This window comes from Paucibacter sp. M5-1 (assembly GCF_027498415.2).
Classification (GTDB): domain Bacteria; phylum Pseudomonadota; class Gammaproteobacteria; order Burkholderiales; family Burkholderiaceae_C; genus Roseateles_E.
In genome coordinates this window covers 1,126,778-1,149,475 of record NZ_JAPZLM020000001.1, presented here as the reverse complement: position 1 = coordinate 1,149,475, position 22,698 = coordinate 1,126,778, and the positions used below count along the sequence as shown (strand labels likewise).

At 70.3% G+C, this 22,698-nt stretch carries 18 protein-coding genes; 11 read left to right on the top strand and 7 right to left on the bottom strand.

Annotated elements, in window-relative coordinates:
* Positions 1-37 precede the first annotated feature (37 nt).
* Positions 38-1,342 (bottom strand): NAD-dependent dihydropyrimidine dehydrogenase subunit PreA, encoded by a 1,305-nt coding sequence (preA, locus tag O5M90_RS05275; protein ID WP_269840248.1) that lies wholly within the window; start codon positions 1,340-1,342, stop codon positions 38-40.
* Positions 1,343-1,345: 3 nt separating this feature from the next.
* Positions 1,346-2,680 (bottom strand): NAD(P)-dependent oxidoreductase, encoded by a 1,335-nt coding sequence (locus tag O5M90_RS05270; RefSeq protein ID WP_269840247.1) that lies wholly within the window; start codon positions 2,678-2,680, stop codon positions 1,346-1,348.
* A gap of 131 nt (positions 2,681-2,811) precedes the next feature.
* On the opposite strand from O5M90_RS05270, the gene O5M90_RS05265 reads away from it, so the two are divergent.
* The 3 genes from O5M90_RS05265 to O5M90_RS05255 all read left to right on the top strand — a co-directional run bounded on the left by O5M90_RS05265 (position 2,812) and on the right by O5M90_RS05255 (position 5,667).
* On the top strand, positions 2,812-3,537 hold the full coding sequence (locus tag O5M90_RS05265; RefSeq protein WP_269840246.1) for a TetR/AcrR family transcriptional regulator: 726 nt from the start codon (positions 2,812-2,814) through the stop codon (positions 3,535-3,537).
* A 78-nt stretch (positions 3,538-3,615) separates the two neighbouring features.
* Complete coding sequence (locus O5M90_RS05260; RefSeq protein ID WP_269840245.1) at positions 3,616-4,209, top strand: LysE family translocator; 594 nt, start codon at positions 3,616-3,618, stop codon at positions 4,207-4,209.
* A gap of 9 nt (positions 4,210-4,218) precedes the next feature.
* Entirely contained in the window at positions 4,219-5,667 is a 1,449-nt protein-coding gene (locus tag O5M90_RS05255; protein ID WP_269840244.1) for an aminotransferase-like domain-containing protein, read from the top strand.
* On the opposite strand, the gene O5M90_RS05250 is transcribed toward O5M90_RS05255, so the two are convergent.
* Together O5M90_RS05250 and O5M90_RS05245 are read right to left on the bottom strand one after the other, a co-directional pair.
* Positions 5,645-6,295 carry a DUF6064 family protein gene (locus tag O5M90_RS05250; RefSeq protein ID WP_269840243.1) on the bottom strand — a complete coding sequence of 217 codons (651 nt, stop codon included), beginning with the start codon at positions 6,293-6,295 and terminating at the stop codon, positions 5,645-5,647. The genes O5M90_RS05255 and O5M90_RS05250 overlap by 23 nt on opposite strands.
* A gap of 2 nt (positions 6,296-6,297) precedes the next feature.
* Positions 6,298-7,233, bottom strand: coding sequence for an aldo/keto reductase (locus O5M90_RS05245; RefSeq protein ID WP_332909484.1), 936 nt, complete (start codon positions 7,231-7,233; stop codon positions 6,298-6,300).
* A gap of 260 nt (positions 7,234-7,493) precedes the next feature.
* Between O5M90_RS05245 and O5M90_RS05240 the strand changes: the two genes are divergently transcribed.
* Both O5M90_RS05240 and O5M90_RS05235 read left to right on the top strand, forming a co-directional pair.
* Complete coding sequence (locus O5M90_RS05240) at positions 7,494-7,904, top strand: DUF4398 domain-containing protein (protein WP_269840242.1); 411 nt, start codon at positions 7,494-7,496, stop codon at positions 7,902-7,904.
* Positions 7,901-8,800 carry an OmpA family protein gene (locus O5M90_RS05235; protein ID WP_137942054.1) on the top strand — a complete coding sequence of 300 codons (900 nt, stop codon included), beginning with the start codon at positions 7,901-7,903 and terminating at the stop codon, positions 8,798-8,800. Before O5M90_RS05240 ends, O5M90_RS05235 begins: the two co-directional genes overlap by 4 nt.
* Here O5M90_RS05235 and O5M90_RS05230 read toward each other — a convergent pair.
* Both O5M90_RS05230 and O5M90_RS05225 read right to left on the bottom strand, forming a co-directional pair.
* Positions 8,787-17,225: a GH36-type glycosyl hydrolase domain-containing protein gene (locus O5M90_RS05230; RefSeq protein ID WP_269840241.1), complete on the bottom strand. Its 8,439-nt coding sequence runs from the start codon at positions 17,223-17,225 to the stop codon at positions 8,787-8,789. The genes O5M90_RS05235 and O5M90_RS05230 overlap by 14 nt on opposite strands.
* Before the next feature lie 8 nt (positions 17,226-17,233).
* Positions 17,234-17,461 carry a hypothetical protein gene (locus O5M90_RS05225; protein ID WP_137942055.1) on the bottom strand — a complete coding sequence of 76 codons (228 nt, stop codon included), beginning with the start codon at positions 17,459-17,461 and terminating at the stop codon, positions 17,234-17,236.
* A 371-nt stretch (positions 17,462-17,832) separates the two neighbouring features.
* Here O5M90_RS05225 and O5M90_RS05220 point away from each other — a divergent pair, with 371 nt between their 5' ends.
* Complete coding sequence (locus tag O5M90_RS05220; RefSeq protein WP_262970507.1) at positions 17,833-18,552, top strand: Crp/Fnr family transcriptional regulator; 720 nt, start codon at positions 17,833-17,835, stop codon at positions 18,550-18,552.
* A gap of 17 nt (positions 18,553-18,569) precedes the next feature.
* Here the strand turns inward: O5M90_RS05220 and O5M90_RS05215 are convergent, their stop codons facing one another.
* Positions 18,570-19,139: a sterol desaturase family protein gene (locus O5M90_RS05215; RefSeq protein WP_262970508.1), complete on the bottom strand. Its 570-nt coding sequence runs from the start codon at positions 19,137-19,139 to the stop codon at positions 18,570-18,572.
* 150 nt (positions 19,140-19,289) lie between these two features.
* On the opposite strand from O5M90_RS05215, the gene O5M90_RS05210 reads away from it, so the two are divergent.
* The 5 genes from O5M90_RS05210 (at position 19,290) to O5M90_RS05190 (ending at position 22,513) form a co-directional block, all read left to right on the top strand.
* On the top strand, positions 19,290-19,976 hold the full coding sequence (locus O5M90_RS05210; protein ID WP_262970509.1) for a Crp/Fnr family transcriptional regulator: 687 nt from the start codon (positions 19,290-19,292) through the stop codon (positions 19,974-19,976).
* 182 nt (positions 19,977-20,158) lie between these two features.
* Positions 20,159-21,064, top strand: coding sequence for a GGDEF domain-containing protein (locus O5M90_RS05205; RefSeq protein ID WP_269840240.1), 906 nt, complete (start codon positions 20,159-20,161; stop codon positions 21,062-21,064).
* A gap of 44 nt (positions 21,065-21,108) precedes the next feature.
* Positions 21,109-21,636, top strand: coding sequence for a YbaK/EbsC family protein (locus O5M90_RS05200; RefSeq protein ID WP_137942059.1), 528 nt, complete (start codon positions 21,109-21,111; stop codon positions 21,634-21,636).
* Positions 21,633-21,863 carry a DUF1289 domain-containing protein gene (locus tag O5M90_RS05195; RefSeq protein WP_137942060.1) on the top strand — a complete coding sequence of 77 codons (231 nt, stop codon included), beginning with the start codon at positions 21,633-21,635 and terminating at the stop codon, positions 21,861-21,863. The genes O5M90_RS05200 and O5M90_RS05195 overlap by 4 nt, the downstream gene beginning before the upstream one ends.
* Entirely contained in the window at positions 21,863-22,513 is a 651-nt protein-coding gene (locus O5M90_RS05190) for a 2-hydroxychromene-2-carboxylate isomerase (protein WP_137942061.1), read from the top strand. The genes O5M90_RS05195 and O5M90_RS05190 overlap by 1 nt, the downstream gene beginning before the upstream one ends.
* Positions 22,514-22,698 lie beyond the last annotated feature (185 nt).

The following is a 22,698-nucleotide window of genomic DNA, read 5'->3' as shown; positions in this document are numbered from 1 at the left end:
CCACGCCATGCGGAAAACCCGCTGGGCTCAGCCCCTATCAGCCGTTGACACGCATCGGATTGTTCGCATGGGTGGTCCAGTTCGCATACTCGCCGCTGACCGGCTGTCCGGTGCGCAGATCGATCTCGCCGGGCATCACGCGGCGCATCGTGATCGTGTCCGGCACCGGGCAGATCGAGACGCAGAGATTGCAGCCCACGCATTCAGCCTCGTTGATCTCGAAATGGCGCTTGCCGTCCTTGCTGGCGAAGATGGCCTGGTGCGAGGTGTCCTCGCAGACCACATGACAGCGGCCGCACTGGATGCAGCTGTCCTGATGGATGACCGCCTTCTCCACGTAGTTGAGGTTCAGCTGGTTCCAGTTCTTCACCGTCGGCACGGCCAGGCCCATCATCGCGTCGATATTGGCGTAGCCCTTCTCGTCCATATAGTTCGACAGGCCCGAGCACATCTCCTGCACGATCTTGAAGCCGTAGACCATCGCCGCAGTGCAGACCTGCACGGTGCCGCAGCCCAACGCGATGTACTCGGCCGCATCGCGCCAGGTGGTGATGCCGCCAATGCCCGAGATCGGCAACCCGGCGGTCAGCGGATCGCGGGCGATCTCGGCCACCATATTCTGCGCAATCGGCTTGACCGCCGGGCCGCAATAGCCGCCGTGCGAGCCCCAGCCGTCGGTGCTGGGGTTCATCACCATGCGGTCCAGGTCCACGCCCATCACCGAGTTGATGGTGTTGATCAGGCTCACCGCATCGGCGCCGCCGGCCTTGGCCGCGCGGGCCGGATGGCGCACATCGGTGATGTTGGGCGTCAGTTTGACGATCACCGGCAGCTTGGAATACTGCTTGCACCAGGCCGTCACCATCTGGATGTACTCGGGCACCTGGCCCACGGCCGAGCCCATGCCGCGCTCGCTCATGCCATGCGGGCAACCGAAGTTCAGCTCGATGCCGTCGGCCCCCGTATCCTCGACCATGGGCAGGATGGCCTTCCAGCTCTCCTCGGTGCAGGGCACCATCAGCGAGACGATCATGGCCCGGTCCGGCCAGGCGCGCTTGACGCGACGGATCTCTTCCAGATTCGTGCGCAGCGGCCGGTCGGTGATCAGCTCGATATTGTTCAGACCGATCACGCGACGGTCCTGGCTCATCAGCGTCGAGTAGCGCGGGCCGGACACATTGACCACCGGTGGGTCCTCGCCCAGGGTCTTCCAGACCACGCCGCCCCAGCCGGCCTCGAAGGCGCGGGTGACGTTGATCTCCTTGTCGGTCGGCGGGGCCGAGGCGAGCCAGAAGGGGTTCGGGCTTTGGATGCCCAGGAAGTTGCTGCTGATGTCGGCCATGGTTCAGCTCCGCAGGAAAGAGTCGATGGAGATCGCGGCTTGCTTGCCGTGTTCGACGGCCTCGACCGTCAGGTCGCGCCCGCCAAAGCGGCAGTCGCCGCCGGCCCAGACCTTGACGTGGCTGGTCTTGCCGGCAGCATCGGTGGCGATGCGCCCGCTCTTGAGTTCCAGTTCGACACCGGCCGGCACAAAGCTCTGGCCGATGGCCTTCAGCACCATATCGGCCTCAAGGGTGAACAGCTCGCCGGTCTCGACCAGCTGGCCGTCCCGCAGCGCCGTCACCGCAAACTGCACGCCCGTCACCCGGCCGTTCACGGCCAGGATCTGCTTGGGCGCGGCCCAGGTGCGCAGCAGCACGCCGTTCTTCTGTGCCCACTCTTGCTCGTAACCCGAGGCGCTCAGGCCTTCGACACCACGGCGATAGACCATGGTCACCTCGCGCGCGCCGAGCTTCTTGCTCTGCACCGAGGCATCCACCGCCGTCATGCCGCCTCCGATCACGAGCACCTTCTGGCCGACCCTGACCTCGGCCGGGCTGGACTGGCGCAGCTCGGCGATGAAGTCCACCGCGGGACGCACTCCCTCGCATTGCGGCTCCGTGATGCCCAGCGCATTGACGCCGGCCAGGCCCAGACCCAGGAACACCGCATCAAACTCGGCCGCCAGCTGGTTCAGCGTGATGTCACGCCCCAATTGCTGGCCGGTCTTGACCGTGATGCCGCCGATGGATAGCAGCCAGTCGACCTCCTTCTGCGCGAAGCCCTCGGTGGTCTTGTAGGTGGCGAGGCCGTACTCATTCAAGCCGCCCAGCTTGGGGCGGGATTCGAACAGCAGCACCTCATGCCCGCGTCGCGCTAGCCCATGCGCCGCCGCCAGCCCGGCCGGCCCGGCACCGACCACGGCGACCTTCTTGCCGGTGGCCGGCGCCCGCGTGAACAGCGGTTTCGCATCGGGCTTGGCAAAGAAGGCGTCGGTGGCGAAGCGTTGCAGCAGGCCGATCTCGACCGGCTTGCTTTCATTCGTGTTGCGCACGCAGGCCTGCTCGCACAGCATCTCGGTCGGGCAGACCCGGGCGCACATGCCGCCCAGCGGATTGGCCTCCAGGATGGCCTGGGCCGCACCGCGATTGTTCTCCTGCGCGATGCGCTGGATGAAGCTGGGGATGTCGATGCCGGTGGGGCAGGCGGTGATGCAGGGCGCGTCGTAGCAGTAATAGCAGCGTTCGGCCTCGATCAGCGCTTGCCTGCGGTTCAGCGGCGGATGAGCGTCGCTGAAGTTGAGTGCGTAATCGGCCTCGGCAAGTCGGCCGGCGGCAATGCCTGGCGTGTTGGTGTCCATCTCGGGCTCCGGGTGCTGGGTGTGCAGATAATTTACTAACACGTAAAAAATCACCAGTCGGTAAATTCCCTCGGGTCGCGACCACCGTCCTGTGTTGAGATAGCCGCGTCGACAATCCCGTCATGCCAGCAATGACCGAATCCAAGGCGCGGCGCACCAGCACGGCGCGCAATACAAGTCAGAAATCCACCGATGCACCAAGCCCGGCAGCGAGCGAGGAGCTCGTGCCCCAGCCGCGTGCGGCGCGGCTGCGCAAGGAGGCGGCCATCTGTGCCGAAGCGGAACGCCAGTTCGCGCAATATGGTTTCGAGGGGGCGTCGCTGGAAAACATCGCCGCCGCCGTCGGCATCAGCCGCCACAGCCTGCTGTACTACTACCCGAGCAAGGAGCAGCTCTACCGCAAGGTGCTCGACGAGGTGCTGGCCGAGTGGCTGGCGCGCATGGCCGGCATCGTCTCGGGCACCGACCCGGAAGCCGCGATGCGCGAGTACATCGCCGCCAAGCTGCGCTATTCGCGCGAGCGCCCGGCCGGCTCCCAGGTCTTCGCCCGCGAGGTGATGGCCGGCGCACCGCGCTTTCGTGACGCGATCGAGGCCCAGGTGCTGCCGGCGCTGAACGCCGATGTCAAGACCTTCGAGCGCTGGGCCCGCCAGGGCCTGGTCGCCAAGCTGGACTTCCGCCACCTGATGTTCACAATCTGGGCCAGCACCCAAGCCTATGCCGATCTCGGCCCGCAGTTTGCGATCCTGCTGGGCAAGCCGGTGCTGGAGGAGGGGGACTATGACGCGGCCGAGGCGCTGATCACGCAGCTGGTCTTGGCGGGCTTGTGTGGGTCCAAGGACCGGTACAGCAACTGAGCTGTCGGCCCCCGTTGTATCTGGGCCCGCCGGCCCCGCGTCCCTAAGCTCGGGCTTCCCTTCCTGGAGCCCCGCCCGATGCTCAGCGATCTGCTGCCCCTGATGACTTACTGCCTGGTGATGTCCAGCACACCCGGCCCGAACAATGTGATGCTGACCGCGCTGGGCGCGAACTTCGGCTATCGCCGCAGCCTGGCGCCCATTCTGGGCATCAATGTCGGTGTGTTCGCCCAGACCTTGCTGTGCTGCCTGGGGCTGGGCAGCCTGTTCCTGGCCTATCCGCAGGCCCACGCCGTGCTGCGCGTCACCGGCGTGCTCTACCTGGTCTATCTGGCCTGGCAGCTCAGCGGCGTCTCGGCGGCCCAGGGCCGGCCGGCGGAGCCCTTGAGCTTTGCGCAGGCGGTGCTGTTCCAGGCCTTGAACCCCAAGAGCTGGATCAAGGCCATCACGCTGGCCTCGGTCTTCATGCCGGTCGGCCTGGGCGCGGTGCAGGGCGCGCTGCTGGTGGGGCTGATCGGCTGGGCCATCGGCTTCCCCTGCAACTCGATGTGGGCGCTGTTCGGTGTCGCGATCCGGCGCTTTCTGGCCGAGCCTCGGCAGCGCCGCGCCTTCAATCTGCTGATGGCCGCGACCCTCTTGCTGCTGGCCCTGTCGCTGCTGCGCAGCCCCTAAACTGGCCCCATGTTCTCGATCGACCGCAACTCCACGATGGCCCTGGCCGACCAGATCGAGGCGCGGCTGCGCGCGCTGATCGCGGCCGGCCAGCTGCCTTCCGGGGCGCGGCTGCCGTCGATACGCCAGCTGGCCCAGCAGCTGGCGGTCAGCCCGCAGACCGTGATCAGCGCCTATGACCGGCTGGTGGCCTCGGCCAGCATCGATTCGCGTGGCACGGCCGGCTTTTTCGTCTGCGAGCCGCGCGTGCAGCTGCCCGACCCGGCGGCGCTGGAGGCCGGCGAGGAGCAGGAGCCGGTCTGGCTGGCCCAGCAGGCCAGCGACCAGCGTGCCGGCGTGCTGCTGGCCAGCAGCGGGGCCTTGCCGGCCTCCTGGCTGGCGGATGCCGTGCCGGCGGTGACGGTGCAGCGGGCACTGGCGCGCAGCACGGCCGGCATGGCCACCCGCTGCCCGCCGCAAGGCCTGCCCGAGCTGCGCGAGCGCATCGCGATGCTGCTGCGCGGCCAGGGGCTGGCGGTCGATGCCGGCCGCGTGATGACCACTTATGGCGGCACCCAGGCCATCGATCTGATCTGCCGTGCCTTTGTGCAGCCGGGCGATACGGTGCTGGTCGAGAACCCCGGCTACTTCCTGATGTTCGGCCGGCTGCGCGAGGCCGGGCTGCGCGTGGTGCCTATCACACGCCGCCCCGACGGCCTCGATCTGGACGAGCTGGAGGCTGCCTGCCGCACGCACAGGCCGCGTCTGCTCTTCATCCAGACCGTGCTGCACAACCCGACCGGCTGGGGCAGCAGCCCGGCCAATCTGCACAAGGTGCTGATGCTGGCTGCGGCCCACGGCCTGCTGATCGCCGAGGATGATGTGCAGGGCCACTTCCACCCCGGCCACCCGACCCGGCTGGCGGCGCTGTCGGGGCTGGACCGGGTGATCTACTACTCGAGCTTTTGCAAGGCGCTGAGCCCGGCGCTGCGCCTGGGCTATCTGGCGGCCGAGCCGGCGCTGCTGAAGGCCTTGCTGCGCGAGAAGATCTACACGGTGCTGACGACGCCGGCGCTCAACGAGTATGTGCTGCTGGAGCTGCTGGCGGCCGGGCGCTGGCGCAAGCATTTGGAGCGTCTGCAGCGTCAGCTGATCACGGCGCGCAACAGCACCTCGCGCCAGCTCGCGGCCGCCGGCATTGCTTTCGACCCCAAGCCCGGCGAGGGCGGGCTGTTCCTGTGGGGCCGGGTGCCGGAGGGTGTGGACGTCGATCTGCTGGTGCAGGACGCCTACCGCAACAAGATACTGCTGGCGCGCGGCGCCACCTTCCGCGCCGATGCCGCGCCCGACCCGCATCTGCGCTTCAACGTCGTGCTGGCCCAGCATGTGCGGCTGGCCGACTATCTGCGCGAGCGCCTGCAGGCGCTGGCGGGCGCGCGGGCGACGCTGGGTCGGGTCAGCGGGACGCTGGGCGCCTAGATCCCAGCGATGTGAGCAGGCTCAGCAGGGCCGCCGCCGGCAGCAGCAGGGCCTCGGGCGCCTTCAGGGTCCATAGCGTCGCGCCGCTGATCGCGCACCACAGCAGCGGGATCGGCCACAGCCACCAGGGACCGGGGCGCATGAGCAACAGGCCCAAGCTGGCCAGCACGGTCGGATCCGGGGCCAGGCCGAACAGCTCGACGCCGCGCCAGCTGCGGCCAAGCGCCAAGCCCAGCAGCGGCTGGGCGAGCAGGCCCCAGGCGATCAAAGCCATGCCCGGCCAGCGCCGCCGTGGCAAGGGCGCCGGGCGCCGCGTCGCGAGCGCCAGAAGCAGGGCCTGCAAGGCAAAGCCGGCGGCGAACCAGGACGCCGCCCAGTTGATCTGCGCATAGCGCTGCCAGTGGAAAGCCCAGGCCACCCACAGCCAGGCCGCTGCGAGCAGCCCCAGTGGCCAGCGTGCGGCGCTCAGCGGGCTCAGCAGCAGCGCCATGCCGGCCGCCAGCACCGGCAGCTGCAGGGGCCAGACGGCGGCGTTGTAGCGCTCGAACAGGCGGGCATAGGCGGCCGGCGAGAACATCAGGAAGTCGGACAAGCCGTAACTCCACCAGACGGCCCACCACTCGGCCATGCTCAGAGCGCCGCGATCAGCTCGGCGATGCGCCGGCGCTGGGCCGCATCGGGCATGGGCCCGCTGGCGGCGGCCATGTTCTGGCGCAGATGCTCGACCTGGCTGGTGGCCGGGATCGCGCAAGTGATGGCCGGGTGCGAGACGATGAACTTCAGCACCAGCTCGGCCCAGCTGCTGCAGCCCAGCTCGGTGCCGGCCCAGGGCGGCAGGCGCTCAGCGGCCAGGGCCTGCAGCAGCTCGCCCTGGCGGAACGGCCGGTTGGCGATCACCGCGATGCCGCGTTCCTGGGCCAGCGGCAGCAGCCGCGCCTCGGCCTCGCGGTCCAGCGGGTTGTAGCTGAGCTGGATGAAGTCCAGCGGCTGGCTGCGCATGATGCGCTCCAGCTCGGCATGGCGCCGACCCTCCGAGGTGCTGATGCCCACATAGCGCAGCAGCCCGCTCGCCTTCAGGGTCTGCAGCTGCGGCAGATGGGCCTCCCAGGCCAGCAGGTTGTGCACCTGCAGCAGGTCGAAGCGGGCCACGCCCCAGTGCCGGCGCGAGGCCTCGATCTGGGCCGGCCCGCGCGCCCCGGCACCGATCCAGACCTTGTCGGCCGCGAACACCGAGGCGGCGGCCGGGCCCAGCGCCGCCAGACCCTGGCCGATCACCGGCTGCGAGGAGCCGTACATCGGCGACGAATCGATCAGCCGCCCGCCGGCCGCGAAAAAGGCCTGCATCACCGCCGTGCAGCCGGCGCGCGCCTGCGCATCGTCACCGACATTGAAGGTGATCCAGCTGCCCAGGCCCAGCACCGGGATGGTTTCGCCGGTGGATGGGATGGGTTTGAGCGTCGGTGCCGGCTGGGCCTGGGCGACCGGGGGCAGGGCCAGCGCGGGCGCCAGCAGGGCCAGCCGGCGCAAGAGCCGGCGCCGGGCGGGATGGGCGGGCTTCATCGTCATGATCGCCTCCGGTAGATCGCTGCTGATCGGCGGCGCCGCAGGGCCGCCCTTGCACTCTAAGCCATGGGCGCCGCGCCGGGCGTCCCCGATTGACGGCTTTTCGCCGTGGCCGACCCGGCCGTGCGGCCACGGCGCTGTAGGACGGTGCCGCGTCCACGCGCTATGTGCGTCAACGCACGGACCCTGCGCGTGAAAGCGTCCAGCCTGATCGCTCACGGACGCCCGACCCCGGCGCGCCGCCTTCAACGAAAGGATTTGCGATGACACGCTCTCTTGGCCTTCGGGCCGTACCCGGCGCGCTGGCGCTGTTGGCACTGGCGGCCTGCGCCAGCACGCCGCCTCCGAACGCCGAGCTGGCGCTGTCCAGCGCCGCACTGACCCGCGCCGACGGTGCCGGCGCCGCCGAACTGGCCCCGGCCGAGCTGCGCATGGCACGCGCCAAGCTGGAGCGCGCCCAGGCCGCGCTGGCCGCCAAGGACCACGATCAGGCGCTGCAGATGGCCCAGCAGTCGGAGGTGGACGCCCGCCTGGCCGAGGCCAAGAGCCGCGCCGCCAAGGCCCGCAAGACCGCCGATGAGCTGCAGGAAAGCAACCGCGTGCTGCGCGAGGAGATGGGCCGCAAGACACCGGTCATGCAGCCTGCACCCATAACCCCGAGGAGCCCGTCATGAACATTGCCCGCAAGCATTCCCTGTCCCTGCTGAGCCTGGCGGCCCTGAGCGTGCTGATGGGCTGCAGCAGCCTGCCGGCCGACAACGCAAGGTTGGAGGAGGCCCGCCGCGACTACCGCGCGGCGCAGCAAAATCCCAAGGTCGGCGAGCTGGCCGGCGTCGAGATGCGCCAGGCCAGCGACGCGCTGAACAAGGCCAGCGACGCCTGGACCCGCAAGGACAAGCCCAGCGAGGTGGACCACTGGTCCTACCTGGCCAAGCAGCGCATCGCGATCGCGCAGGAGACCGCCGGCCAGAAGGGCGCCGAGCAGGCCCTGGGCCTGGCCACCGCCGAGCGCGACCGTTCGCGCCTGGCCGCGCGCACCAACGAAGCCGACAACGCCCAGCGCAATGCCAATGCGGCGATGCAACAGGCCGATGCCGCGCAGCGCCAGGCCGCGATGGCCCAGCAGCAGACCCGGGATGCCCGCGCCGTCAACGCCCAGCTGGAGGCTCAGCTCAAGGAGATGAACGCGCTGCAGACCGAGCGCGGTCTGGTCATCACGATAGGCGATGTGCTGTTCGACACCAACCGCGCCGAGCTCAAGCCCGGCGGCATGCGCAATGTCGAGAAGCTGGTCGGCTTCCTGAAGCAGTATCCGCAGCGCACCGCGATGGTCGAGGGCTATACCGACAGCGTCGGCAGCGACAGCACCAACCAGGGCCTGTCGGCGCGGCGCGCCGACGCGGTGCGCATGGCCCTGGTCGACCAGGGCGTGGGCCGCGAGCGCATTCGCTCCCAGGGCTATGGCGAGGCCTATCCGGTGGCCAGCAATGACAGCGCCGACGGCCGCCAGCTGAACCGCCGCGTCGAGATCCTGCTGTCGGACGAGGCCGGCGCGATCAAGCCGCGATAGGCGTCAGCGGCAGCACGAAGCAGGTCTCGGGGGCCAGGTCTTGCCAACGCAGGACCTGGCCCTCGTCAATGAGGGTGGCCCCGGCCGCGGCCGCCGCCACCCGCGCCTGCTCCGGCGTGGCGCGCAGCAGGATGAAGCGCATCTGCCGTCCATCGCGTCGCAAGGTCAGCTCGGCCTCGGGCCAGTGCGCCGGCAGGCAGGGCGAGAAGCTCAGGCTCTGGGCCTCCAGCTTCAGCCCGAAGATGGCCTCCAGCGCCGCGCGGTGCAGCCAGGCCGCCGCGCCGGTGTACCAGCTCCAGCCGCCGCGGCCGATATAGGGCGGCTGGGTGTAGATATCGCCGGCCATCACATAGGGCTCCAGGCCATAGACCGGGCCCTGCTGCGGATGGGCGGCCCGGTGGGCCGGGCTCAGATGGCAGAAGTACTGGTAGGGCAGGTCGGAGGGCCGGTTCAGCCGCGCCTGGGCCATCAGCGCCCAGATGCCGGCGTGCGAATACTGGCCGCCGTTCTCGCGCACGCCCGGAGGATAGGCCTGGATATAGCCGGCGCTGGGGTCGGCATGGGCCAGCGGCGGGTCCAGCAGCCGTATCAGCCCGGCCTCGGCGTCGACCAGCAGGGCGTGGGCCGAGGCCATGGCCTGCTGCGCGCGGCCCGGCTCGCCCTCGACACCGGACAGCACGGCCCAGGCCTGGGCGATCAGATCGATGCGGGCCTCGCTATTGGCGGCCGAGCCGAGCGGCTGGCCATCGTCGAAGAAGGCGCGCTTGTACCACTGGCCGTCCCAGGCCGGACCGGCCAGCGCGGCGCGCCAGCCAGCGGCGGCGCGCTCCCAGCGCTCGGCGCGCTCGGTGTCGCCGCGCTCGCGCGCCAGCGGCGCGAAGTCGGCCACGATGCGGCAGGCAAACCAGGCCAGCCAGACCGATTCGCCGCGCCCCTGGTGGCCGACCCGGTTCATGCCGTCGTTCCAGTCGCCGCTGCCCATCAGCGGCAGGCCGTGCACGCCGACCTGCAGGCTGCGATCCAGCGCCAGCGCCGCATGCTCGTAGACCGAGCTCTTGTGGCTGCTGACGGCCGGGGTGTAGTAGGCGTCCTCGGCGCCCTCGGGGATGGCCGCCCCTTCCAGGAAGGGCAGGCGCTGCTCCAGCAGCGCGGCATCGCCGCTGGCGCGCAGATAGTGGACGCAGGCATGGGGCAGCCACAGCAGGTCATCGGAAAAATGCGTGCGCACGCCGGCGCCGCCGGGGGCATGCCACCAGTGCTGCACATCGCCCTCGGGAAACTGGCGCGCCGCGCAGGCCAGGATCTGCTCGCGCAGCAGCTGCGGCGCGGCCCAGGCCAGCGCCATCGCGTCCTGCAGCTGGTCGCGAAAGCCGGTGGCGCCGCCCGCCTGGTAGAAGCCTGCCTTGGCCCACAGCCGGCAGGACACAGCCTGGTAGAGCAGCCAGCGATTGACCAGCGCATCGAAGAGCGGATCGGGGGTCTTCACGCGGGCGGCACCGAGCAGCGCGTCCCAGTCGCGCCGCTGCGCGTCCAGACGCTGCTGGGGTGGCACGGCCGCCGCCACCGCCGCCAGCTGGCGTGCGGCGTCCGGCGTCTCGGCCCAGCCGAGCAGCCAGGTCCGCTGCTCGGTCTGGCCGGGTGGCAGGTCCAGCGTGACGGCCAGCGCCGCGCAGGGGTCGAGGCCGGCGCCGCTGCGCTGGCCGAAGTGATCGGGCAGCACCAGCCGGCCGCGCGCATCGAAGCACTCGCGCCGGTCGCAGCTCCAGTCGGGTAGCGCATCGGGCGGGCCGGCGAGGGCCAGAAAGGCCGTGCCCTCGCCCAGGCCGCCGGAGCGCTCGGGCTGGGTAGCCAGCAGCGCGCTGAGCTTGCAGGCGCCGTCCGGGCCGTCGGGCAGGCGCTGGCTGTGCAGCGCGGTGTGCACCGTGCCGCGGTCGCTGCGCTGCGCGCCCATCATCCATTCGGCGATGCCGATCAGGCGCAGCTGCTGGCGTTGGGCGCCGCGGTTGGTGATGCGCAGCTGCAGCTGCTTGACGGCCAGCTGCGGGTCGACGCACCAGAGTGCACTGACCTCCAGATCGCCACGCCGGTGGCTGATGCGGGTGTAGCCCTGACCATGGGCGACGCGGTAGGCCACGCTCTGGTCGCCCCAGGCGCCGGCTGCCGTGCTCCAGACCTCCAGGCTGCGCAGATCCTGCAGCAGGAACCACTCGGACGGCGGGTCGGCCAGCGGATCGTTGGACCAGGCGGTCAGCTGGTTCATGCGGCTGTTGCGCGCCCAGCTGTGGCCGCCGCCGCCTTCGGAGACCTGGCAGCCGAACTCGGGGTTGGCCAGCACATTGATCCAGGGTCGCGGTGCCCGCATCGCGGCATCGACCTCGAAGCGGAACTCCTCGCCGCCCTGGGCGAAGCTGCCGCGCGCCGGCTGTGCAGGGCCGCCGCTGGCCACTTCCAGGGCCGAGGCCGAGACCTCCTGGCGGGCCGCCAGCGCCTGCTCATGCTGGGTGGTCCAGACCTGCAGATGGTGCAGCAGCGGCCGTCCATCGGCGTGCAGGCGCACCCGGGCCAGCTGCTGCAGGGTGCTGAGCTCGTCGGCCGACAGCTCCTCGGCGCGCAGCTGATGGAAGCCGGTGCTGGCGCTGGTGCTGACATGGGCATGGCTGCCCTCGCTGCCATGGCGCTCGCGCAGCGCGGCGATCTCGCGCTGCAAGGCCATCTGGTAGGACACCGGTTCGGCATTGACCACCACCAGATCGCAGGCCAGCCCGCCCCAGGCCCACAGCCGCAGCGCCTGGGCCAGCGTGCGCAGCAGGCCCACACCGGCCATCACGCCGGCCGTCACCAGTATCAGCGGTCGGTCGCCCGAGATGCCGAAGCGCCACAGCAGGCGCCGGTCACACACGCCCGGCAGAGCCAGCGGCCGGGTCAGGCTCAGCAGCAGCGCGGTGCTGAGGCTTTGCACCGCCGCGAAATGCTCGGGGCTGATGCGCAGCGCACGCAGCCGGATACCGGCCAGGGTGGCCGACATCAGCGACGCGCGCTGCACATGGCTTTGCTGGTGGTATTTGTCGATCACCGCATGCAGGACGCCGGCATCGTCGCTGGCCGCGGTCGCGAAGGTCAGCACCGCCTTGGCATGCGGCGCGATGCGCAGACTCACGCCCAAGGCGCAGACCGGGTCCAGCCCGGTCTCCAGCGCCAGCGTGTCACCGCTGGCCGGCAGCGGCCGCAGCTGGGCCAGCGGCCGGTTGACCGCGCGGCTGCGGCCCAGCCACAGCGCGCGGTCGGTCTGCCCGCTGAGGCCCAGCAGCGCATGCTCGGTATGGGTCAGGAAATGCGCGGCATGCAGGCCGCGCTCGGTGGCCAAACGCGGCTTGCGCTCGAAGCACAGCGCCTGCTGGGCCGGCCGCCATTCGGCACGCACGAAGAGATTGCCGAAGGCCGGGTGCGCCTCGTCGGCGCGCGCCTCGGCCAGGCTCGGTTCGAAGGCCGAGATCAGTTCGATCTCCAGCAGCTTGTCGCCGGTATTGCGCAGCTCGACCTGGCGGAACTCGATATCGTCCTCGGGGCTGACCCAGACCGTGATCTGGCTTTGCAGATCGGGCCAGTCGGCCGACAGGCTGACCCGGTCGGCATGGAACAGCGCCTGGTACTGCGCGGCCGGGTCGGGCGCCGGGTGCTGGCTCAGCGAGACCGGCGCGGCGCCTGGCCGGCGGCGCAGATAGAAGAAGCTGCCATAGGCATCGCGCAGCGCATCGTCACGCCAGCGGCTGATGCCCTGGCGACCCCAGTGGCTGCTGCCGGCGCCGTTGGCGCGCAGCGAGACGCTGTAGCGCCCGTTCGACAGCAGATGTGTCGGCGCGATCGCCGCCATGCCCGGCAGCACCTCGCGCAGCAGGCCGGCGCTGCGCTCGGTGGCGGCCAGCGGCGGCGGGCCCGGGTCCGGCGCGGCCAGCCGCGAGACCTCGCGCGGCGCGCTCTCGTGCAGCAGCGAGGCCACCGCCTGCAGATGGGCGTCGGCCATGCCCCAGCGCTGCGCGACGCCGCCCAGCAGCAGATTGGCCAGCGCGACGATGCTCATGCCCTGGTGGTGCGACATGAAGGTGCTGACCGGCATGAAGGCGGCCGCGCCGGTGCGGCGCGAGGGCGTGAAGTCCAGCGCCTCGATGAAGCCGTAGCGGCCGCGCGCGCCCAGCGACTCCAGCCGCTGCAGGTTCTGCAGCGCGCGCTGCGGCGCCAGCGGGGCGGCCATCGCCGTCGCATACGGCGCGATCACCAGTTCGTCCGGCGGAGTGCGGCGCAGCGCCAGCCGCGGCACGCCCTGTGGCGCATACTGGTAGGCCAACGTGTGGTCGCTGCCGGCATAGGCCGACTCCGACACACCCCAGGGCGTGCCGTGCAGCGCGCCGAAATCGATCTGCTCCTGCACCGCCGCCTCGCAGGCCTCGCGCAGCGCGCTGCCCTGTGGCTCGTCCAGCACCAGGCCCGGCATCAGGTATTCGAACATCGAGCCCGACCACGAGCGCAGGCCCGCCGCCGTTCCTTGGGCGTAGAAGGGCCGGCCCAGCGCGCTCCAGTGGCGCACCGGCACATCGCCCTTGGCGATCGCCAGCAGGCTGGTCAGGCGCGACTCCGAGGCCAGCAGGTCGAAGAAGCCCTCGTCGAGCTGCTGTTCGGCGACGCGAAAACCGATATGGAAGAGCTGGCGCTTGTCGCTGTAGAGAAACTTGAAGTCGGCCTCCCAGGCCAGCACCTCGCAGTCGCGCGCCAGCGCGCGCAGGCGCAGCCTGCCGTCGTCGCTGCCCAGCAGCATGGCCTGGCGGTCCAGCTCCATCGAGCGCAGCGTGGCCAGGTGGTCGGCCAGCAGCCAGGCCAGCGGCTCGGCTGCCATGTGTGCCTGCATCAGCAGCTCGAAGCTCTCGGCCTTGTGGGTCTCGATGAGCAGTGGCGAGTCCGCCGGCAGCAGCGCACGCAGCCGCAGCCGCGAGGCGGCCAGCGCGCGCCGCGCGGGGCCCTCATCGTAAGGGGCCTGGGCCAGCTCCAGGCAGGCCTGGGACACCGCCAGCAGATGGCCGCAGAGATTGCCGCTGTCGACGCTGGACACATACATCGGCAGCAGCGGCGCCCGGGTCTGCGTGTCATACCAGTTCAGGAAATGGCCGTGGTAGCGCTGCAGGCCGGCCATGCTGGCCAGCGTGGCTTCCAGGCGCTTGAGCAGCTCCTCGGTGCCTATCCAGCCGAACTGGCGGGCGCAGACGGCGCTCAGCAGATAGAGGCCGAAATTGGTCGGCGAGCTGCGGTGGGCCAGCATCTCGTGCGGCAGGGTCTGCAGATTATCGGGCGGCAGATGCAGGTCCTCCGGGCCGACGCAGCGTTCGAAGAAGCGCCAGGTGTCGCGCGCGACGCCGCTCAGATAGGCCTGCTCGGCGGCCGGCCGCGTGGCGGCACGGCGCCGTGGCCGGCTGACCCACCAGCTGACAAGCGGCGCGCCCAACCACAGCAGGCCGAGCGCCAGGCTCAGCGCAGGGTAGGGCGTGCGGCCGCTGAGCAGCAGCGCGCCCAGCAGCAGCAGGCTCAGCAGCGGTGCACGCCAGTGCTGGCGCAGGCTCTCCAGCAGGCCGGTCTTGGCGGCGGCCTGGGCGGCCGCTGCGGTGGTCCATTGCAGCAGCTTGCGCCGGCTGATCAGCGTGCGGTAGAGCGAGCGTGTGATCGCATCCAGCGCCAGCAGCGCCTGCTGCGGCAGCTGGCTCAGATGCCAGAGGCCGCCGGCCAGCGCGCGCACGAGTTCCAGCATGGCCTGACGGTAGAAGTGGCCCAGCGCCAGATCGTCACGGCTGGGCGCCAGGCCGGCCAGCGCGCCCAGCAACGGCCCGGCGGTGAAGGCCGCCAGCACCAGGGTCAGCGCGGCCGCCGGCGACAGCACCAGGCCGGCCAGCGACAGCAGCAGCAGCGCCAGCGCGGCCGGCGCCACCAGCGAGCGGCGCAGGTTGTCGAACATCTTCCAACGGTTGATCGCGCGCAGCCGGTAGCGGCCCGGTTTCAGCAGCAGCGGCAGCAGCTGCCAGTCGCCGCGGGTCCAGCGGTGCACGCGCGAGGCCGCCACATCGGCGTGAAAGGGCGCCTCCTCGATCAGCGTGATGTCGCTGACCGCCGCACAGCGCGCCAGCGAGCCCTCCAGCAGATCATGGCTCAAGACCTGACCCTCGGGCAGGCGCCCGGCCAGCAGCGCGTGGACGGCGTGCACATGCAGCAGGCCCTTGCCGGTGAAGGTGCCCTCGTGGAACAGGTCCTGATAGACCTCGGAGCTGGCGGCGCTGTAGGGGTCGATGCCGCTGCGGCCGGCGAACAGCCAGTGATAGGGCGTGAAGTCGCGCTCGGCCGGCAGCGGCGTCACGACGCGCGGCTGCAGGATGCCGTAGCCGCCCAGCAGCCGCTGCCCGCTGGCGTCCAGCCGCGGCTGGTTGTGCGGGTGGGCCGCGACGCCGACCAGCTCGCGCAGGCGGCCGGGCGGCATGCCGGTGTCGCTGTCCAGCGTGACGATGTAGCGGGTGTCGGCGGCGATCTGGGTGAGTTCGCCCAGCGGCATGAAGGCGGCGGCGTCGCCGCTGGCCAGCGCCTGGACCAGCTCTTCGAGCTTGCCGCGCTTGCGTTCCCAGCCTATCCAGCGCTGCTCGCTGGCGCTGAAACGGCGCCCGCGATGCAGCAGCAAAAAGCGCGGCGGCGCCCCCGGCGCGGCCGGATGACGCAGATTGAGTGCGCGCATCTGCTGCGCGGCCTCGCTCAGCAGCGCCTCGTCGCCGTCCACATGCTGCTGCTCGGCGTCGCCCCAGTCACTCAGCAGCGCGAACTGGGCGTGGGCTTCCGGGTTGGCCAGATGATGCAGCTGCAGGCGCTGGGCCAGCGCGCGGATCGCGCCGGGCTCGCCCAGCAGCGCCGGGATCACGACCATCACGCGATGCTCGGCCGGGATGCCCTCGGCCAATGCCAGTCGCGGCAGGTGCTGAGGCCGCAGCGATTCGCTGACCATGCGGTTGAGCAGGGCGACCACGGCCTCGGAGGCCGGGATCAGCATCAGCGCCAGACCCAGCCAGAGTAGCCACCCGGGCTCGAGCGCAGACCTGGGCAGCAGCGCGCCGACCAGGGCCACCGTGCCCAGCGCCAGCGTGCCCAGATACAACGGCAGGCGCAGCCGGCGCACGCCGCTGCGCCAGGCCAGCAGCCCCGGCTCGCGCAGGCCCAGCGCGCGCAGCAGGGTCGGCCGGCCTGCGCCTTGCAACCAGTAGCCGGCGGCGGCCGGCGCACTGGTCGGCCCGCCAGGCGCCAGCCGCATCAGGTCGAGCAGGGTCCTGGCCACCGACAGCTCGCTGCGGCCGCTGCGCCTGGCCAGGCGCTCGATGCGGTGCAGGCTCTGGTCGCGGGTCTGGCTGTGCTCGGCGGCAAACACCGGGGCGCCCAGCATCAGTCGCATCAGGCTGCTGGTGTGGGCGATCAGCTCGGGCCAGTCGGCCGCTGCAATCGCGCGCAGCGAGTTGACCGCGTTGCTGACGCTGAGGTTGTCGGCGGTCTGGTCGGCGCTGAGCTGGGCCTGCAACGCGGCAGGGTCGGGCAGGGCGCGGTGCAGCCAGTCGAGCAGCCAACCCTGCACATGGCCCTGGTCCACCGTGCTGCGGTCGTGCAGACGCAGCGCCAGCTGGGCCAGGAAGACCGGGCCGACGCCGCGCCGCTGCATCGTGCGATGCAGCTGGTCCAGCGCGTGCAGGCTGCAGGCGTCGAGCCGGTCGCAGAACAGATTGGCCAGTTCGCGCGCGGCCTTTTGCGTCGCGACCCGCTCGGCCAGGCGGCGCAGGTTTTCGATCAGCACGACGCGCAAGGTGGTCGGCAGGGCCCAGGTCTCGCCCAGGGTCAGCTCGCGGGTCTCCTGGTAGGCCTTCAAAAAGGCCTGCAGCAGCTCGGCGTCGAAGGCGCTGTCGGTATGGGCGACAAAAGCCCAGGCCACGCCGTAGATGCGCGGCAATCCGGCCAGCGGCTCGGCGATCAGCAGCGGCAGCGCGCGGAAATAGCGGCTCGGCAGACCCTCATGGATCTCCTTGATCTGTGCCTCGATCAGATGGAAGTTGTCAAGCAGCCATTCGGCCGCCGGGCTGATGTCGTAGCCGCTGGCGGCCTGCGCGCCGATGTAATGGCGGGCCTGACGCAGCACGCTGATATTGCTGCGCAGGCGTGGGAAGAAGCTCGCGGCGCCGGCGCCACCCCGGGTGGCCTGATGGGTGTCGCCGAGGCTGCGGCCATGCTGGGCGAAGCGCTGCGGCCCGAACAGCTCGGCGCGTATCGGTGGCTGCAGCGCGCCGTCGTCCCTGTCCTGCATGGCCAGCAGCGCCGCCGGGGCGGCGGGGAGCAGGCGCAGCAGCTCGGACGGCGCCCTGTCCATGACCGCGCTCAATACAGCAGGGTGCTGGCGGCGATCAGGGCGGCCAGCAGCACCAGGCTGGTGACCAGGCGTGCGGCGACGAAGCGGTGCAGCAGCTCGGCGCCGCAGCGCAGGCCAAACAGGCGGCCGCTCATGCGGCGGCACAGGCTCAGGTGCTCGCCCAGCGAGGACAGCTCCATCGGCGAGGTGTCGGTGCTGTCGCCATAGGACGAGGTGCTCCAGTTCGGTGTGTTCATCGAAGGCTCCGCCCGCCGGGCTTGCTGGGCCCGACGGCAATCGTGTGGCAGAAACGAGCGCGCCGCTGGCGCTCTCGCAAGAGGGCCGCGAGCAGGGCCCGTGGCGTGTTTCATCGTAGGCAGCGCGGCCGTGGCCGTCTGTCGGACGGCCGGCCCCGTCCCGTGTAGGACCAAGCGCCGTGTCGCGTCCTGGGGCACCGTGCCGGCCGTGCAGGGTCTGTGTTTTTAGCCGCTGGCCGCGGCGTCGTCTGTGCGCTGGCCCACATGGCTGCTCACTATGTTCGATAGCGTACATATCAATCGGGAGCGACTGCGTATAGTCAAATCAGGGCCTGACAGCGTCGGGTCTCTTGCTTTGCATGGAGTTCCCGATGGCCTCAGCGCCCGATCCCCGCCACAACCGCCTGCTGGCTGCCTTGCCCGAGGCGGAGTGGCTGCGCTGGCAGCCGCTGCTCGAAGCGGTCGAATTGCCCTTGGGCGAAGTGGTCTACGAGTCCGGCGGCACCTTGAGCCATGTGTACTTTCCGACCACGGCCATCGTGTCCCTGCTCTACGTGCTGGAAGACGGTGCCTCGGCCGAGATCGCGGTGGTGGGCTATGAGGGCCTGGTCGGCATCTCGCTGTTCATGGGCGGCGGCTCGACGCCCAGCCGCGCTGTGGTGCAGAGCGCCGGCCAGGGCTATCGGCTGCACTCGCAGCATATGAAGGATGAGTTCAACCGCGCCGGGCCGGTGATGCATCTGCTGCTGCGCTACACCCAGGCCCTGATCACGCAGATGGCGCAGACCGCCGTCTGCAATCGCCACCATTCGCTGGACCAGCAGCTGTGCCGCTGGCTGCTGCTGAGCCTGGACAGGCTGGACGGCAACGAGCTGGTGATGACCCAGGAGCTGATCGCCAATATGCTGGGCGTGCGCCGCGAGGGCGTGACCGAGGGCGCGCTGAAGCTGCAGAAGGCCGGCCTGATCCGCTACGCGCGCGGCCGCATCTCGGTGCTGGATCGCACCGGTCTGGAGTCGCGCACTTGCGAGTGCTATGCGGTGGTCAAAGCCGAGTACGACCGCCTGCTGCCCGACCGCAAGGCCAGCTGAGCGCGTCATCCCGCCGCTCAGCGCGGGTTCTCGGCGCTGCCGAAGACATGGTCCCAGAACGCGCTGGTCACGCCGTAGTGCCCGGGCTGGTGCTGCAGCGTATGCCCGGAGCCGTGATGTAGCGCATGCCAAAGCCGGCGCCGCTGCAGCCAGCTTTGGCCGGAGCGGCCGTGGTGGTGCAGCGCATGATGGGTCAGTGCATAGATCAGGTAACCGCTGAGCAGGCCGACGGTCAGCGCGCAGGCCTGCCACCAGTCGCCCAGCAACAGGGCCGGAACGAACACCAGTGAAACGACCAGCGTGGCGCTGAGCAGGGTCGGCGTGCAGATCAGCGCGCGGGGCCGGCGATGATGCTCGGCATGCCAGCGCTTGAAGGGCGGCAGGCCGTGCAGCACAAAGCGATGCAAGACATATTCGAGCAGGGTCCAGCCCGCCAGTCCGGCCACCGCGAGCCCGAGCAAACGCAGGCTCTGCTCGGGCGGGCCGGCCAGAAGCAAGATGGCCGACAGCAGCAGGCAGGAGAGGCCGTAGAGGGCGAAATCGGCTCGATAGGCCCGGCGGCTGTGTTCGATGTTGAATAGGCGCATGAGCTCCTCAGGTTCTGCCCCCAGGCTAGAGCCGAGCGACCCTACGGTCTGTGCGACAGCGCACCCGTGCCAAGGTTCGGCAACGTACAGACGCGCACCCACTGCGCTGCGCATGCTGGCGGCAAGACCTCCACCTGGAATCTGCCACGCATGTCTGCCGAAAATCATCTGATCGCCGAACTGCCTCAGCAGGGCCGCCTGCGTCTGCAGGCCTTGTGCGAGCCGGTCGAGCTGGCGCTGGCCGAGGTGCTGTGTGAGCACGGCGCGCCGACGCGTCATGTCTACTTCCCGGTCGACGGCTTCATCTCGTTGGTGACCCAGGTCGATCACCACCCGGGGCTGGAGGTCGGCATGGTCGGGCGCGAAGGCATGCTGGGCGTGCATCTGGCCCTGGGCGTGGCGACCTCGCCGCTGCGCGCCCTGGTGCAGGGGCCGGGTCTTGCCTGGCGGGTCGCGGTGGCGCCGTTCCGGCGCGAGTTGGCGGACAGCCCGGCGCTGCAGCGCAGCCTGGACCGTTATCTGTATGTGCTGATGGCCCAGCTGGCCACCGCCTCGGCCTGCCTGCGCTTTCATATGATCGCGCCGCGGCTGGCGCGCTGGCTGCTGATGAGCCAGGACCGCGCCCACGCGGTGCGCTTTCATGTCACCCATGAGTTCCTCGCCTATATGCTGGGCGTGCGCCGGGTCGGCATCACGGTGGCGGCGGGCGTGCTGCAGCGCCAGGGCCTGATCAGCTACCGCCGCGGCGAGCTGACGGTGCTGGACAGGCCCGGCCTGGAAGCGGCCGCCTGCAGCTGCTATGGCACGGATCGGCGGTCTTATGCGGCCCAGCTCTAGGCTTGCTTCACCGGGCTTCACCAGGTGTTGCCCTGCCGCAGCGCCGGCGCGGCCTGTGTGCGGTGGCGCACAGACGCTGTGCGACGGGCTTTGCCCAATACCGGCGTTGGCCGCTGTGTCTCCGTCGAGGGCGGCGCCAGGCGCTGTGCTCCGTTCTTCGATCACTGTCTGGAGTCATGTCGATGCTTAGTTCCGAAGGTTCCAGCCCGCGCTTTGCGCGTCCCGAGTATCGCCAGGCGATGCCGGACCTGTTGCAAGGCGATGGCGCCCGGGCGGCGCCGGTGGGCGACATCCGCCTGTGCGACTGGGACGAGCTGTTCGCTGCGGTGAAGCTCAGGTTGAGGGCGCTGGTCGGCGAGCGCCTGACGGTGCGCACGCTGCTGAGCGCACCGGTGCGCGCGAGCCAGGTCCAGGCCGGCGTGCTGGAATGCGCGGCCGCGCTGGATCAGCTGCATGCGACGCTGCTCCAGGAACTGGCCCGCAGCGGCGCGCTGGAGCTGCAGCTGTTCGACGCGCAGAGCGCGCTGGCCTCGGCGCGCGCCGAACTGGCCGGCACCCAGGACGAGGAACGCAAGGCACGCCATCTGGCCATGCACGACGGTCTGACCGGCCTGCCGAACCGGCGCTATTTCAGCGAGCGCCTGGACCATGCGCTGGCCCATCTGGAGTCGCCGGACATCACGCTGGCGCTGTTCTATCTGGACCTGGACGACTTCAAGCAGATCAACGACCAGCACAGCCATGAGGTTGGTGACGAGGTGCTGAAGGTGGTGGCTCTGCGCCTGGCCCGGGTGGTGCGCAGCGAGGACATGTTCAGCCGCCTGGGCGGCGACGAGTTTGCCTGCCTGCGCATGGGGCCGGCGCTGGGCCGGCCGCAGCTGAGCGCGCTGGCGGGCAAGCTCTTTGACGCGGTGTCCGCACCGTTGAGCATCGGCGCGCTGACCCTGCAGATCAAGCCCAGCATCGGCATCGCGCTCTACCCGGGCGACGGCAGCAGCAGCGCAGCCTTGCTCAGAAGCGCCGATGCGGCCATGTATGACGCCAAGCGCCAGCACTGCGGCCACGCCTTCTTCGATCACGGCGGCTGAACCGGCGCGAGGCGCCGCCCGCGAGCTGCGCGACAATGCGGCGCATGCAAGCAAGAACCCCCGATCCCGTCCGCCCCGAAGGCTTTTTGCGCGTCAGCGCCGCGCTGGCCGCCAGGCAGCATGCCCACGCGCCGCTATGGCTGGAGGTGGCCGCCCGCACCTCGCAGGAGGCGGCCGACGCGCTGGGCGTGAGCCTGGGTCAGATCGCCAAGTCGGTGGTGTTTCGCCGCAAGACGGACGAGCAGGCGGTGCTGGTGATCGCCTCGGGCGACCGGCGCGTGGACGAGAAGAAGCTCAAGGAACTGACCGGCCCGCTGGGCCGCGCCGATGCCGACTATGTGAAGGCGCGCACCGGTTTTTCCATCGGCGGCGTCTCGCCGCTGGGTTTCGCGCCCATCGAGGGGGCGGCCGCGCCGCTGCTCTTCGTCGACCAGGAGCTGTTCCGCTTCGACGTGATCTGGGCCGCCGCCGGCCATCCGAATGGCGTGTTCAAGATGACGCCGGCCGAGCTGGCGGCGCTGACCGAGGCGCCGGTGATCGATGTGGTCTTGCCTGTGCAGGCAGCGATATGAACGCCGTGCTTGTTTCCAGCGTCCCGTCGCCTTGCAGCAATGTCTGCAAGATGCATGAGGCGAGCGGCTGGTGCGAGGGCTGCGCGCGCACCATTGCCGAGATCGCGGCCTGGTCCAGGGCCGACGACGCCACCCGCCTGGCCATCCTGGCCCGCCTGCCCGAGCGCCGCGCCGCGCTGATCGAGCAGGGCATCTTCACCGCAGCAGCCTCCACGGACGGCCCCTGATGAAACACCTGACCTTTTATTTCGACCCCGTCTCGCCCTATGCGGCCCTGGCCTTCGACCGCCTGCCGGAGGCGCTGGTGGGCTGCAGCTACACGGTCGAGTACCGGCCGGTGCTGTTCGCGGCCCTGCTGCATGCGATCGGCCAGAAGGGGCCGGCCGAGATCGAGAGCAAGCGCCAATGGACCTTCCGCCAGGTGGCCTGGCTGGCCCACCAGCTGAACATCCCGCTGGACACGCCGGCCCAGCATCCCTTCAACCCGCTGCCGCTGCTGCGCCTGGCCTGGGCCTGCGGCGCGCAGCCGCTGGGCACGCCGAATCGGCTGGTGGTCGAGAAGATCCTGCACCATGTCTGGCGCTCGGCCGGTGCCGATGCCGTCAACCCCGAGCGCCTGGCCGCGCTGACGCAAGACCTGGCTCCGGCCCGCGATCCGGGCAGCGAGGTGATCAAGGAGCAATTGCGCCAGGCCACCGAGCAGGCGCTGAAGGCGGGTGTGTTCGGGGTGCCGACGATCGCCGTGGACGGGCGGCTGTTCTGGGGCCTGGACGCGCTGCCGATGCTGGCCGCCTATCTGAAGGGCGATCCCTGGTTTGCCAGCGGCGCCTGGGAAGCGGCCGGAGCCAAGCGCGCCGGCGTCGTGCGCCGCCACTGAGCCCGTCTCGGTGCTTACCCTGCCCAGGGCTCTCATCTCACATCGAGAAATGAAAACCTAGGGTTGCAGCGGGTTTCGTCAGCCAGCGTTCAGCGCCGCGTCAGACGAGGGTCAGAGCCGGCTCCGATAGTCGCGCCATGGATCACCGGTCGGTGGTCCTTCGCAACATATCGGAGACAAGCATC

Excerpts from the sequence above, each read along its gene's own strand:
- preA (WP_269840248.1), bottom strand. The coding sequence starts at position 1,342 with ATGGCCGACATCAGCAGCAACTTCCTGGGCATCCAAAGCCCGAACCCC.
- O5M90_RS05270 (WP_269840247.1), bottom strand. The coding sequence starts at position 2,680 with ATGGACACCAACACGCCAGGCATTGCCGCCGGCCGACTTGCCGAGGCC.
- O5M90_RS05265 (WP_269840246.1), top strand. The coding sequence starts at position 2,812 with ATGACCGAATCCAAGGCGCGGCGCACCAGCACGGCGCGCAATACAAGT.
- O5M90_RS05260 (WP_269840245.1), top strand. The coding sequence starts at position 3,616 with ATGCTCAGCGATCTGCTGCCCCTGATGACTTACTGCCTGGTGATGTCC.
- O5M90_RS05255 (WP_269840244.1), top strand. The coding sequence starts at position 4,219 with ATGTTCTCGATCGACCGCAACTCCACGATGGCCCTGGCCGACCAGATC.
- O5M90_RS05250 (WP_269840243.1), bottom strand. The coding sequence starts at position 6,295 with ATGGCCGAGTGGTGGGCCGTCTGGTGGAGTTACGGCTTGTCCGACTTC.
- O5M90_RS05245 (WP_332909484.1), bottom strand. The coding sequence starts at position 7,233 with ATGACGATGAAGCCCGCCCATCCCGCCCGGCGCCGGCTCTTGCGCCGG.
- O5M90_RS05240 (WP_269840242.1), top strand. The coding sequence starts at position 7,494 with ATGACACGCTCTCTTGGCCTTCGGGCCGTACCCGGCGCGCTGGCGCTG.
- O5M90_RS05235 (WP_137942054.1), top strand. The coding sequence starts at position 7,901 with ATGAACATTGCCCGCAAGCATTCCCTGTCCCTGCTGAGCCTGGCGGCC.
- O5M90_RS05230 (WP_269840241.1), bottom strand. The coding sequence starts at position 17,225 with ATGGACAGGGCGCCGTCCGAGCTGCTGCGCCTGCTCCCCGCCGCCCCG.
- O5M90_RS05225 (WP_137942055.1), bottom strand. The coding sequence starts at position 17,461 with ATGAACACACCGAACTGGAGCACCTCGTCCTATGGCGACAGCACCGAC.
- O5M90_RS05220 (WP_262970507.1), top strand. The coding sequence starts at position 17,833 with ATGGCCTCAGCGCCCGATCCCCGCCACAACCGCCTGCTGGCTGCCTTG.
- O5M90_RS05215 (WP_262970508.1), bottom strand. The coding sequence starts at position 19,139 with ATGCGCCTATTCAACATCGAACACAGCCGCCGGGCCTATCGAGCCGAT.
- O5M90_RS05210 (WP_262970509.1), top strand. The coding sequence starts at position 19,290 with ATGTCTGCCGAAAATCATCTGATCGCCGAACTGCCTCAGCAGGGCCGC.
- O5M90_RS05205 (WP_269840240.1), top strand. The coding sequence starts at position 20,159 with ATGCTTAGTTCCGAAGGTTCCAGCCCGCGCTTTGCGCGTCCCGAGTAT.
- O5M90_RS05200 (WP_137942059.1), top strand. The coding sequence starts at position 21,109 with ATGCAAGCAAGAACCCCCGATCCCGTCCGCCCCGAAGGCTTTTTGCGC.
- O5M90_RS05195 (WP_137942060.1), top strand. The coding sequence starts at position 21,633 with ATGAACGCCGTGCTTGTTTCCAGCGTCCCGTCGCCTTGCAGCAATGTC.
- O5M90_RS05190 (WP_137942061.1), top strand. The coding sequence starts at position 21,863 with ATGAAACACCTGACCTTTTATTTCGACCCCGTCTCGCCCTATGCGGCC.